At 66.8% G+C, this 12295-nt stretch carries 10 protein-coding genes; 2 read left to right on the top strand and 8 right to left on the bottom strand.

Annotation, left to right across the window (positions count from 1 at the left end; all coding sequences use genetic code 11):
* The coding region (locus tag ABIB14_RS03665; protein ID WP_502909605.1) for a transposase at window positions 1–375 on the bottom strand (375 nt) is incomplete at its 3' end.
* 652 nt (window positions 376–1027) lie between these two features.
* Between ABIB14_RS03665 and ABIB14_RS03670 the strand changes: the two genes are divergently transcribed.
* Window positions 1028–2434, top strand: a complete 1407-nt coding sequence (locus ABIB14_RS03670) for an MFS transporter (protein ID WP_354234153.1) — start codon at window positions 1028–1030, stop codon at window positions 2432–2434.
* A gap of 116 nt (window positions 2435–2550) precedes the next feature.
* On the opposite strand, the gene ABIB14_RS03675 is transcribed toward ABIB14_RS03670, so the two are convergent.
* The 6 genes from ABIB14_RS03675 to ABIB14_RS03700 all read right to left on the bottom strand — a co-directional run bounded on the left by ABIB14_RS03675 (window position 2551) and on the right by ABIB14_RS03700 (window position 9786).
* Window positions 2551–3282, bottom strand: coding sequence for a glutamine amidotransferase (locus tag ABIB14_RS03675; RefSeq protein WP_354234154.1), 732 nt, complete (start codon window positions 3280–3282; stop codon window positions 2551–2553).
* A gap of 34 nt (window positions 3283–3316) precedes the next feature.
* On the bottom strand, window positions 3317–5155 hold the full coding sequence (locus ABIB14_RS03680; RefSeq protein WP_502909599.1) for an acetyl/propionyl/methylcrotonyl-CoA carboxylase subunit alpha: 1839 nt from the start codon (window positions 5153–5155) through the stop codon (window positions 3317–3319).
* A 124-nt stretch (window positions 5156–5279) separates the two neighbouring features.
* The gene (locus ABIB14_RS03685; protein ID WP_354234155.1) at window positions 5280–5978 is read right to left on the bottom strand and encodes a Maf family protein; all 699 of its coding nucleotides are present in this window, start codon (window positions 5976–5978) and stop codon (window positions 5280–5282) included.
* Window positions 5979–6115: 137 nt separating this feature from the next.
* Complete coding sequence (locus ABIB14_RS03690) at window positions 6116–8656, bottom strand: MMPL family transporter (RefSeq protein ID WP_354234157.1); 2541 nt, start codon at window positions 8654–8656, stop codon at window positions 6116–6118.
* A gap of 1 nt (window position 8657) precedes the next feature.
* Window positions 8658–9359, bottom strand: coding sequence for a TetR/AcrR family transcriptional regulator (locus ABIB14_RS03695; protein WP_354234158.1), 702 nt, complete (start codon window positions 9357–9359; stop codon window positions 8658–8660).
* Between the two features lie 40 nt (window positions 9360–9399).
* Window positions 9400–9786, bottom strand: a complete 387-nt coding sequence (locus tag ABIB14_RS03700; RefSeq protein WP_354234159.1) for a YbjQ family protein — start codon at window positions 9784–9786, stop codon at window positions 9400–9402.
* 180 nt (window positions 9787–9966) lie between these two features.
* Here ABIB14_RS03700 and ABIB14_RS03705 point away from each other — a divergent pair, with 180 nt between their 5' ends.
* Window positions 9967–10539, top strand: coding sequence for a hypothetical protein (locus ABIB14_RS03705; RefSeq protein WP_354234160.1), 573 nt, complete (start codon window positions 9967–9969; stop codon window positions 10537–10539).
* 123 nt (window positions 10540–10662) lie between these two features.
* On the opposite strand, the gene ABIB14_RS03710 is transcribed toward ABIB14_RS03705, so the two are convergent.
* Window positions 10663–12144 carry a dicarboxylate/amino acid:cation symporter gene (locus ABIB14_RS03710; protein ID WP_354234161.1) on the bottom strand — a complete coding sequence of 494 codons (1482 nt, stop codon included), beginning with the start codon at window positions 12142–12144 and terminating at the stop codon, window positions 10663–10665.
* Between the last annotated feature and the right edge of the window lie 151 nt (window positions 12145–12295).

The following is a 12295-nucleotide window of genomic DNA, read 5'->3' on the forward strand; positions in this document are numbered from 1 at the left end:
CACCCTCCCGGCCGTGCCCGAGTACTGGCGGGCCACCCCGGCCGAAGCGGTGCCCTTCTTCAGGAACCCCGTTTCGTCAATCGCCAGAATCCCTCCCGGGTCCCCCAAATGCCGCTCCACATACCCGAACAGGGCATCACGGACCGCATCTGGATCCCAGTCCGTGGTTGAGAGCAGACGCTGCATCCCATCCGGAGTGCCATGCCCGGCACGCTCGGACAAGGTCCAGGAGTTCTTCCGCTCCTCATCCGAGAGCAGCCCGCGGATATAGCCGATCGCATTGTTCCGCGGCTCCGCACGGGCAAACTCGCCCCCGATCAGCTCACGGATTTCCCCGAGCCCGTCGGCCCATTCCCGTATTTCAGCCACCCACATATTTTCGCCCATCCATCCTGATTAACAGGTTTCAGGAACGAAGTCCGATTAAAACGCCGCCAGCGCCAAGAATAAACGCGGCTGTAGTACTAGGCCCGGCGCCGGCTGCGGCCGGCCTGACCGCCATATGGAGTTGATCAGCCTGTCCAAATGGTGGATTGTTTGTCCACCTAGTGGACGGCCGTGCGTATTATGTCAGATATATCCATTCCTTAGCCGGGCGTTCTCCGCAGGGCGTGTCCGGTCTTACGTTAGTTGGCCATTTTCGCAATTTATCTGGCCACCTACGGTTTTCGGGGGTTTGTCTCAGTTAATCTGGCCACCATGGATGCTGCTCGCGCGTTGAGGTAGCTGTCTTCGAACATGACTGGAGGACCTACGCCATACAGCACGATACTGGCTCAAGCTGGGAGAATCTGGGCAGATAGCCCAGCGGCCAAGGCGCCCCACTCAGGGACGCAGGACCGCAGCCCGGTTCCCCTGAACTTACCCTCGCGGGATAACGACGCCGAGCATTCCATACGGAATGGCCATCTAAATTGAGACGATTCCCACCAATTCGTCTCAATTTATCTGGCCTTTTCCTACGTCAGGGTGGCCAACTAAATTGAGACCGGACAGGGCGGCCCGGTCTTCATGAAAGCGTTTCTACATGTCATCCACTGTTAAGCCGACGGAGAGCGGGGTCAAGCAGGTGAACTCGCGCGGCCGCGTGATCGTCGCCAGCCTGATCGGCACCACCGTCGAGTTCTACGACTTCTACGTCTACGCCACTGCAGCCGTCCTGGTTTTTCCGAAGCTCTTCTTCCCGGGCCAGAACGAGACCACCCAGCTGCTCAGCTCCTTCGCGGTCTTCGGTGTCGCCTTCGTCGCCCGCCCGCTCGGCTCGATCGTCTTCGGCCACTTCGGTGACAAGTTCGGCCGCAAGGGGACCCTCGTAGCCTCGCTGCTGACGATGGGTATTGCCACCTTCCTGATCGGCTGCCTCCCCACCGCACTGGTTCCGGGCTGGGAATTCTGGGCACCGGCCCTGCTGGTGGTCATGCGCTTCGCCCAGGGACTGGCCCTCGGCGGCGAATGGAGCGGGGCGGCCTTGCTGGCCACCGAGAACGCCCCGGCCAACAAGCGCGCCATTTACGGCACGTTCCCGCAGATGGGCGCCCCGATCGGCTTCATCATTGCCAACGTACTCTTCCTGGTCTTCAGCTACGCCCTGTCGCCGGCGGCATTCATGGAGTGGGGTTGGCGTGTGCCGTTCCTCGTCAGCGCGGTCATGGTCATCATCGGTCTCTACGTCCGCCTCAAGCTGATTGAAACCCCTGCTTTCACTAAGGTGCTCGAGTCCAATGAGGTCGCCAAGCTGCCGGTCGGCCGGGTCTTTAAGACCAGCTGGCGTCCGCTGATCCTGGGCACCTTCATCATGCTGGCCACCTATGTGCTCTTCTATCTGATGACCACGTTCACGCTGACCTATGGCACCAAGCCCACGCTGGCCGGCGCGCAGGCAGCTGCAGAGAAGGCCGGCAAGCCGATGACGGACGCGGCAACCGCCGCCTTCGTTCCCGGACTGGGGTTCACGCGCAACGACTTCCTGTGGATGCTGATTGCCGGGGTCGTCTTCTTCGGCATCTTTACCCTCGTGTCCGGTCCGCTGGCCGAAAAATACGGCCGCCGCAAGATGCTGCTGGGTGTGACCGCGGGCATCTTCGTCTTCGGACTGCTGTTTGTCCCGCTGTTCAGCGGCGGCTTTGTCGGCACCATGGCACTGCTGATCCTCGGCTTCACCCTGATGGGTCTCACCTTCGGACCGATGGGCGCGGTCCTGCCGGAACTTTTCCCGACCAACGTCCGGTACACCGGCTCGGCCATCAGCTACAACGTCGCCAGCATCCTGGGCGCGGCCGTGGCTCCGTTCATCGCCGTCTGGCTCTGGGAGATGTCCAAGGGTAGCCCGGTGCTGGTGGGTGTCTACCTCAGCGTGATGTCCGTGCTGACCCTGGTTGCGCTGTTCCTGAGCAAGGAAACCAAGGACGTCGACTACGAGAACAACCTGGCCTGACGCTCCGGCGCAGCCATGTTTCGTAGCTGAATGCCCGGTGTGTTCCTAAAACACGCCGGGCATTTCCGGCCGAGTGCGGTGGGCGCCCCCGAGGGCGTTCGTCCAGTTCGTCGGGCCTAGCGAGCGTAGCACTCCACAAAGTTGCGCAGGATTGCCATCGGCTCCGTCGCGCTGAAACCGCGGGCGCGGTCCATGAGCTCCTCGGCGGACTCGGGCGGGAAATAGCCCGCGTGGCGGTAGGTGTCGATCCGTGTGATCAGCCCGTCGGCGTCGAGTTCCGGATGGAACTGGGTGGCGTACAGGTTGTTCTTGATCCGGAACATCTGCACCGGGCAAGTCGCGGAGCTTGCCAGCAGCACCGCCGCACCGGGCAACACCGTGCACGCCTCCTTGTGGCCCACGAACGCCGTGAACTGTTCCGGCAAACCTCGCAGGAGGGGATCCTTCATCCCCTCCGGCGTCAGGCTGATCGTCACGCCTCCCAGCCCCTCGCCGAAGGTCCTGTCGATTACGGCGCCCTGGTGCAGGCCCAGCGTCCCCACGCCGTAGCAGGCACCCAGGAACGGGAAGTCCGCGGCCACGATCCAGTCCAGCAGCGCGGCCAGCTCCCGCTCGACCCGGTGCTGGGTGGCGCCCTTGGTCTCGTCGGGATCGCTGGACGTGAAAGGGCTCCCGCCCACAATCACACCGGAATACTGCGTGAGATCCAGCTCCGGAAGGGGAGCGGATTCCATCCGGATCCGGTGCAACTGGGCCGCCGCAAGCCCGGTGTAGCGCAGGTAGGCGAGGTATTCGTCGTCGGCCGCGTCATCCTCGGCGCGGGAGGCGAGCAATAGGAATGGGAACACGTAACTTAGTCTGCCCCCGCCGTCCCGTTTGCCGCTATTCGGCCGTCTCGTCTTCGATCGTGGCGATGAGCGCGCCCGCGGCGACGGTTTCGCCGGCCACGGCGGCGAGGCCGGTCACGATTCCGGCGCGGTGCGCTGTCAGCGGCTGCTCCATCTTCATGGCTTCGAGCACGACGATGAGGTCGCCCTCTGCCACCCGGTCGCCCTCGGCGACGGCCACCTTCACGATGGTGCCCTGCATCGGGGAGGTCAGCGCGTTGCCGCCGGCCGGAGCCGCCGTGCCGCCGTTGCGGGAGCGCTTCTTGACCTTGGCCGGCTTGCCGCCGCCGGCGAAGCCGGTGCCCAGCGATGCCGGCAGCACCACTTCGAGGCGCTTGCCGCCAACCTCGACGACGACGCGCTGGCGTTCGCCGGCGTCGGCCGCTTCGGCCCCGCTGCCGTTCGGAGTCCAGGCGGGGATGTCGTTGACGAAGGCGGTCTCGATCCAGCGGGTGTGGACCTTGAACGGGCCATCGGCCGGAGCGAAATCGGGGTTGGTGACGACGGCAAGGTCGAACGGGATTACAGTGGGGATGCCCTCCACCACCATCTCCTCAAGGGCCCGCCGGGAGCGCTGCAGCGCCTGGTTGCGGGTGGCACCGGTGACGATCAGCTTGGAGAGCATTGAGTCGAAGTTGCCGCTGATGACGTCGCCCTGCTCCACGCCGGAGTCGATCCGCACGCCGGGGCCGGTCGGATTTTTCAGGCCGGTGATAATGCCGGGGGCGGGCATGAAGTTCCGGCCCGGGTCTTCGCCGGTGATGCGGAACTCGATCGAGTGGCCGCGGACCTCGGGGTCGCCGTAGCCGAGTTCCTCGCCGCGGGCCAGCCGGAACTGCTCGCGGACCAGGTCGATTCCGGTGACTTCCTCGGAGACGCAGTGCTCCACCTGCAGCCGGGTGTTGACCTCCAGGAAGGAGATGGTGCCGTCCTGGCCGACCAGGAACTCGCAGGTTCCAGCGCCGAGGTAACCGGCCTCTTTCAGGATGGCCTTGGAGGATTCGTAGAGCCGGCGGTTCTGCTCATCGGTGAGGAACGGGGCCGGGGCTTCTTCGACGAGCTTCTGGTTGCGTCGCTGCAGCGAGCAGTCGCGGGTTGAGACGACGACGACGTTGCCGTGCGCGTCGGCGAGGCACTGGGTTTCGACGTGGCGCGGGCCGTCCAGGAAGCGTTCGATAAAGCACTCGCCGCGACCGAACGCGGCAGTGGCCTCGCGCACGGCGGATTCGAAGAGCTCGGGGATTTCCTCGCGGGTGCGGGCCACCTTGATGCCGCGTCCGCCGCCGCCGAAGGCCGCCTTGATGGCGATCGGCAGGCCGAACTTGTCCACGAATTCGAGGATTTCTTCGGCGGATTTCACCGGGTCCGCAGTGCCGGGGACCTGCGGTGCGCCGACCCTCTCGGCAATGTGGCGGGCCTGGACTTTGTCGCCGAGGGCGGAGATGGCCGCGGGGGAGGGGCCGATCCAGGTGATGCCGGCGTCGATCACCATGGCGGCGAACTCGGCGTTTTCGGCCAGGAAGCCGTAGCCGGGGTGGATGGCGTCGGCGCCGGAGCGCTGTGCCACCTCGATCAGCTTTTCCATCACCAAGTAGGACTCGGCAGCGGTGTTGCCCCCGAGCGCGTAGGCCTCGTCGGCGAGTTTCACATGCAGTGCGTCCCGGTCCGGGTCCGCGTAGACCGCCACGGAGGCGAGGCCTTCGTCGCGGGCGGCGCGGATGATCCGCACGGCGATTTCACCGCGGTTGGCGATCAGGACCTTGTTCAGGCGATGGGTGCCCGGCGTGGTGGCGGCGGGCACTGGCTGGGCGGACTGCTCCGAAATTGCTGACAAGGCGTCTCCTTCTTTCCTTCAGGGAGCCTAGCGCGGTTTTGTGGGGTCCGCCGATATTACTTGCGGATTCCGCGTGTAAACGGACAATCCTTTGTCGGGTTCCTACAAGGTGGTGGGCTTTGGCTTACTCGGCACGGACGTCGGCCGGGTCGGCAGCCCCGCCCGTCCAGAGTTCAGTGACGCCCACCTTGGCTTGGCCCAGGAGGGCGCGCAGGGTGGAGATCGAGAGCCCGACGACGGTGTGCGGGTCGCCGTCGACCTTGCGGATGAAGGCCCCGCCGTAGCCGTCGATCGTGAAGGAGCCGGCGCACTGGAGCGGCTCGCCGGTGGCGATGTAGGTGTCGATCTCGTCCTCGCTCATCTCCATGAAGTGCACTTCCGCGGAGGTGACGGAGCCCAGCGTTGCGCCGGTGCCGGCGACCGGGGTGCCGGTTTCCGAGGCGTCCACCGAACCGTCGGAATCGGTGTCCCGGCAGTCCACGAGCCAGTGGCCGGTGTGCAGCACGCCCATGCTGCCGCTCATCCGGAGCATCCGTTCCTTGGCGACCTCGGCGGTGTAGGGCTTACCGTGGGCCTCGCCGTCGAATTCGAAGACCGAGTCGCAGCCGATCACCAGGGCGCCGTCGGCCTCCGGCAGCGAGGCGACCGCCTCGGCCTTGGCGCGGGCCAGCAGCAGGGCGGTATCGTGCGGGTCGGTCACGCCGTAGCGGGCCTGCACGGCCAATTCGTCAACATCGGAGACAAGGACCTCGTGTGCGATGCCGGCGTTGCGGAGCAGCTTGGTGCGGGCGGGGGACTGGGAAGCAAGAATGAGGCGGGTCACGGCTCCAGCCTAATTCACCGCGACACGCGGCCTGAGCCGCGCCAGTTGCCCGGGCCGGACCGTCGCTGTGCACAACAAAGCCGCCCGCCGATCGAACTGATCGGCGGGCGGCTTGCGGTCCCGTTGTAGCCGGCCGGCTACCGGGCGGCCGCCTCGGCAGGTTCCGCGGTGACGCCGTCGCTGTTGGCGTCGGGCTTGCGCAGCCGGGCGCCCTCGACATCGACGTCCGGGAGAATGCGGTCCAGCCAGCGCGGCAGCCACCAGGCCTTGCTGCCGAGCAGGTACATCACGGCCGGGACAATCGTCATGCGCACCACGAAGGCGTCAATCAGCACGCCGAAGGCCATCGCGAAGCCCAGCGGCCGGACCATGTTGAGGTGCGAGAAGATGAAGCCTGAGAACACGCTGACCATGATGATCGCGGCCGCGGTGACCACGGCTGCCGCGTGGCTGAAGCCGACGCGGACCGCACGCTTGGCCGTCTCGCCGTGCATGTAGGACTCGCGCATGCCGGAGGCAATGAAGACCTGGTAGTCCATCGCCAGGCCGAACAGCACCCCGATCAGGATGATCGGCAGGAAGCTGAGCACCGCGCCGGGGTTCTCAACGCCGAACACGGCACCCAGCCAGCCCCACTGATACACCGCGACGACGGCGCCAAAGGCGGCCGCGAGCGAGAGCAGGAACCCGCCGGTCGCCAGCAGCGGCACCCAGATGGAGCGGAACACGAGCAGCAGCAGGAGCAGCGAGAGTCCGACGACGATCGCGAGGTACGGCGGCAGCGCGTCACCGAGTTTGGTGGACACATCGACGTTACCGGCGGTCTGACCGGTGAGGCCGATGCTAACCCCGGTGGAGTCCTTGATCCGGGCCTTTTCGGCGCGGAGTTCGGAGACCGCCTGGACGGTGCTCGCGCTGGCCGGACCCTCCGTCGGGAGGATCTGGAAGACTGCGGTGCGGCTGTCCTCGGAGAGTGCCAGCGGCACCGCGGCAGCCACGTTGTCCGTGCTGCGCAGGATGTCAGCGACGTCGAACTGTTTGGCCTGCGCGTCGGCGGCGCTGAGGCCCGCGGGCAGGTCGCCGACCACGATGATCGGCCCGGTCATCCCCTCGCCGAAACTCCGCTTGGTGGCGTCGTACGCCTTGAAGGCCTGCGAGGCCACCGGCTCGGAGCTGGCGTCCGGCAGGGCTAGCCGCAGCTGGCCGGCCGGCAGCGCCACCACACCCAGCAGCAGCACCCCTCCCAGCAGCGACAGCCACGGGTGCCGCGTGACGACGCCGCCCCAGCCGTGGCTGCTGCGGTATTCGTCCTTGGCCAGGTCCTCGGTCTCGTGACCGGGGGCGGCGTTGTGCTGCGCCGCCTTGGCCCAGGCCCGCTTGGACAGCAGCTTGCGGCCGACCAGCGACAGGACGGCCGGCGTCAGGGTCAGTGCGATTGCGACGGCGACGGCCACCGTCGCGGCGGCAGAGAGACCCATGACGGTCAGGAAGGGCAATCCCGGTACCACGAGGGCCGCGAGGGCGATGATCACCGTGAGGCCGGCGAAGAGCACGGCGTTGCCGGAGGTGCCGGTGGCCAGCGCCACGGATTCTTCGGGGTCCATCCAGGCGAGCAGTTGGCCGCGATGCCGGTTGACGATGAACAGGGAGTAGTCGATCCCGACCGCGAGGCCGAGCATGAGGGCCAGCATCGGGGAGATGGAGCTCATGTCCACGGCGCCGCTGAGCGCGAAGGTGCCGCCGACGCCGACGCCCACCCCGACAATGGCCATCAGCAGGGGAAGCCCGGCAGCGATGAGGGTGCCGAGCATGACCACCAGGACCAGAGCGGCGACCGCGATGCCGATGATTTCGGCGGTGCCGAAGATCTCCGAGATGTCTTCGCTGATCTCCTTGCTTGGCAGGGCGGTCACGTTGGCCGCGGAGACCTCTTTGACGATGTCTTGGACTTCCTGCCGCACTTCCGGCTTGAGTCCGTTGATCGAGGTGTTGAACTGCACCTGGGCAATGGCGGCCTTGCCGTCCTCGGAAACGAAGCGCAGGCCCTTGGAAGCGTCCAGTTGGCGTTTGCCCAGCGCCAGCTTGGCGTTGCCGGCCTCCAGGTCCTTGGTGCCGGCGTCGAGCTTTGCCTGGCCTTCGGCGAGGGCCGCCTTCTGCTGGCCGAGCCGGGCCTCGATGGCCGCGGCGGGGAGCCCGGCCGCGGTCAGCTGCGCTTCGGCGGCGTCCAGCTGGGCCTTGCCGGCCGCGAGATCCGCGGCGGACCTGTCCAGTTGGGCCTTGCCCGCGGCCGCCTGCTGCTCGCCGGCGGCAAGATCCGTGCCTGCCTTTTCCAGCTGCGCCTGGGTCGCAAAGGGGTCAACGGTGCCTCGCACTTCCGGGATGGTCTTGAGCTTGGCCAACGCGGCGGAGACCGCTTCCCGGCCCGCCGGGCTGAATCGCGCGTCGTTGGCTTCGAAGACGATGCTCGCGGAGCCGCCGGAGGATGCCGGCAGCTCTTTCTTGAGCTTGTCCGCCATCTGTTGGGTCTCGGTGGCAGGGATCTGGAAGTTGTTGGACAGGGTGCCGTGGAAGGCGGCCGCGGCGCCGCCCACGGCCACCATGACGGCCAGCCACAGTGAGATGACGAGCCAGCGGCGGCGGTAGGAGAACTTGCCGAGGCGGTACAGCAGAAGTGCCATGTCAGAACCGATCTGGGGAAGGGGCGGCGGTGGGGATGGCGGCCGGGGCGGCCGCCGGGGAAGCGAATCCGGAGCCCAGCAGGCTCATGGAGTCGATCAGGAGTTGACGGAGGGTGCTGAGCGATTCGGGCGAGAGGGAGCCTTTACAACGGGCGAACCAGACGTCCATTGCTGCTTTGCCACAGGAGATCACCGAGCCGGCGAGGGCGCGGAGATAAAGTTCGTCGATCGCGCTTCCGGCATCCTGCCCGAAGCGCGCCCGGGCGGCGTCGATAATCTCCGCCGTGCAGTGATCCCAGGCTTCCAGTTCAGACCGGTTCAGCTGCGGATTGGACTGGCCGAGGCTGTAGAGCTCGGCCAGCGGCGCCACGGTCATGGGATCCGCGAGTTCAACCAGGGCGGCGCGGGCGGATTCCAGGATCGGCTCGTCGGACGGGCGGAGCCGGAACTGCTGGAGCGCCTTGTCAAGGAACCTGTGGGTCGCCGAGGCCAGGGCCGCCTCGGTGCTGCTGAAGTAGTTGAAGAAAGTCCGGCGCGAGATGCCGGCCGCCTCTGCGATGTCCTCCACGGTGAAGTTGCCGGGCCCCCTGGCGCGGAGCAGGCCGACTGCCGACTCGGTGATGGCCTGGCGGGTGGCCGCCTTGTTCAGCTCGCGCCGGGAGGGGGCCGCAGCCCCGGCTTCGGAAAGGGGAGGAGAGGGCATGCGCTTACACTACGTGCATGTTTGCACTCAGGGCAACTTTTTATCGGCCCGCGTTTCCGTCCCGGGCCAGCCGGATGGACTGACCCGTGGCGCCGGCCTCGCCCTCGGCCAGCGGGACCGCGAGGACGGCCGTGCCGTAGGCGCAAATTTCCGTCCAGTTGTTGGCCATGTGGGCCGTGTCGAAACGCATCGCCACTATTGCGTTGGCGCCGCGCTGCGCAGCCTCTGCGACCATCCGGGCCATGACCTCCTGCCGGCTCTCGTAGAGGACCTGGGTCAGTTCACGAAGCTCCCCGCCGGCCAGCGACCGCAGTCCTGCCACCACCTGGGCGCCGATGTCCCGCGAGCGGACGGTGAGCCCCATGACCTCGCCGAAGACGGCATCGATCCGGTGGCCGGGAATGTCGTTGGAGGTGACGATCAACATGACCTGAGCCTAGCCACTTCGCGGGCCGGGGCACCCGGCACCCGGCGGAAATCATTCACAGGAAGCCGAAAGGTTGTGAACAGCTGCGCCAGAGCCCGCTGGCGGAGACTGGAGGCAGGTCTCCGGGAGAGACCGCAGCCAACTGAGCCGTCACCTGACGGCAGACCCAGGAGACAGTCCATGTCACGCACCAAGAAAATCACGCTCGGCATCTCTGCCGCCGCGCTGGCCGTGGGCGCCGGCCTCGGAGTGGCCGGGATGGCTTCGGCCACCACGACGCCGACCCCCGCTCCCAGCGCCAGCTCCAGCGCCCCGACTGACGGAACCACCACGACCGGTATCGGTGGCGGACGAGGCGGCCACAGCCACGGCGGCGAACGTGGCGGCCTCGGCGGCGTGGAGGCGTCCGAACTCGCCACCAAGCTAGGCGTCGACGAGGCCAAGGTCACCGCGGCCCTGAAAACCTTCCGCGAAGCGCACAGGCCGGCTGCCCGGCCGGCCGAGGGCACCAAGCAGGACCGTTCGGCCCTGAAGGCGGAGCTGGCCAAGTCGCTCGCTTCCTCGCTGGGCATCGATGAGGCCAAGGTCACCGCGGCCCTGACCGAGCTCCGCAGCACGGAACAGGCGGACCACGCCGCGGCGCTGAAGACCAAGCTGGATAAGGCCGTCAGCGTCGGCACCCTGACCCAGGCCGAAGCCGACGCGGTCACCAAGGCCGTCGAGAAGGGCGTCATCGGCGGAGGCGGCCGGTAGGGCTCCTGCCGGTAGGGCGCTCCCGAAACTGAGGTAACAAAGAAGTGGTCCCCGGGTCTTTCCCGGGGACCACTTCTTAGATGGGCTCTTGCAGCGCCCTGCAGCGGGTTAGGCGTCCAAACCTTAGGACCTGGCGCCCGCCAGTGCGCTTCCTTCGAACGCATCCGACTCGGCGTCGCGCCCAACGGCAGCCGGGACGCCGGCAGCCTGGACGCCGGCAGTCAGCGCGTCGACGTCGGCGTCAACGGCGTCGTCACTGAACGGGTCGCCGTGGCGCGGCGCGTTGTAGAGCGACTCGTCCAGGATGCCATGGCGCTTGGCCACGATCGTGGGGACCAGGGCCTGTCCGGCCACGTTGACCGCGGTGCGGCCCATGTCCAGGATCGGGTCGACCGCCAGCAGGAGCCCGACGCCGGCCAGCGGCAGTCCCAGCGTGGAGAGCGTCAAGGTCAGCATCACGACGGCGCCGGTGGTACCGGCAGTCGCGGCGGAGCCCAGCACGGCGACGAGTGCGATCAGCAGGTACTGGCTGAAGTCCAGCTGGATGCCGAAGAACTGGGCCACGAAGATCGCGGACACGGCCGGGTAAATTGCGGCGCAGCCGTCCATCTTGGTGGTGGCGCCCAGCGGAACGGCGAAGGAGGCGTAAGCGCGGGGTACGCCCAGGGAGCGTTCGGTCACGCGCTGGGTCAGCGGCAGCGTACCGATCGAGGAGCGGGACACGAAGGCCAGCTGCACGGCCGGCCAGACGCCGGAGAAGTACTGCTTGATGGACAGGCCGTGGCTGCGGACCAGGATCGGGTAAACCACGAACAGTACAAGGGCCAGGCCGACGTAGATCGCGAACGTGAACTTGCCGAGCGAGCCGATCGTGTCCCAGCCGTAGACGGCGACGGCGTTGCCGATCAGGCCCACGGTGCCGATCGGGGCGATCCGGATGATCCACCAGAGGACCTTCTGGATGACGGCCAGCGCAGAGGCGTTGAGATTCAGGAACGGCTCGGCGGCCTTGCCCACCTTGAGCGCCGCGATGCCGACGGCGATCGCGATCACCAGAATCTGCAACACGTTGAAGCTCACGGCGGTGCTGGCGACACCGTCGGTGACCGTGGTGCTGGCACCGAGGCCCAGGTAGTTCTTCGGGAACAGCCCGATCAGGAACGCCCACCAGTCACCGGACTTGCCGGCGTACTTGGCCTCCTGGCTGATGCCGGTACCGGCACCGGGCTGCAGCAGTACGCCCAGCCCGATGCCGATCAGGACCGCCACCAGCGAGGTGATGGCGAACCAGAGCAGCGTGTTCCAGGCCAGCCGGGCCGCATCGGAAACGGCGCGCAGGTTCGAGATGGAGCTGACGACAGCGGTGAAGATGAGCGGCACGACGGCGGTCTGCAGCAGCGAGATGTAGCTTGAGCCGATGGTCTGCAGCGTGGTGCCGAGGGCGTTGGGGTTGGCCTTGGTGCTGCCGGTGTATTTCGCGAGCAGGCCGAGGCCCAGGCCCACGATCAGGGCGGCAATGATCTGGAAGCCAAAAGAGCGGGCCCATTGGGGCAGCTGGAAACCGGGCTTTGATGCGGTTGCGGAGGTGCTTGTCTGAGTGGTCACCCGGACACGCTAGGGCCAGCACCCTTATCACGACGAACAAACGTTGAGAAATATTACGCGCACCCTTGGCCGGCCGCACCTTCGAAACCCCGCAAATCTGCCGAAGGACCGTCCGTTTATGAAGTTATTCCTAGCCCTGATGTGACGATTG

The organism is Arthrobacter sp. UYEF3 (genome assembly GCF_040546245.1).
GTDB lineage: Bacteria > Actinomycetota > Actinomycetes > Actinomycetales > Micrococcaceae > Arthrobacter.

Bases quoted from the DNA above. Each gene is read 5' to 3' on its own strand.
- ABIB14_RS03670 (WP_354234153.1), top strand. From the start codon at position 1,028: ATGTCATCCACTGTTAAGCCGACGGAGAGCGGGGTCAAGCAGGTGAAC.
- ABIB14_RS03695 (WP_354234158.1), bottom strand. From the start codon at position 9,359: ATGCCCTCTCCTCCCCTTTCCGAAGCCGGGGCTGCGGCCCCCTCCCGG.
- ABIB14_RS03690 (WP_354234157.1), bottom strand. From the start codon at position 8,656: ATGGCACTTCTGCTGTACCGCCTCGGCAAGTTCTCCTACCGCCGCCGC.
- ABIB14_RS03705 (WP_354234160.1), top strand. From the start codon at position 9,967: ATGTCACGCACCAAGAAAATCACGCTCGGCATCTCTGCCGCCGCGCTG.
- ABIB14_RS03700 (WP_354234159.1), bottom strand. From the start codon at position 9,786: ATGTTGATCGTCACCTCCAACGACATTCCCGGCCACCGGATCGATGCC.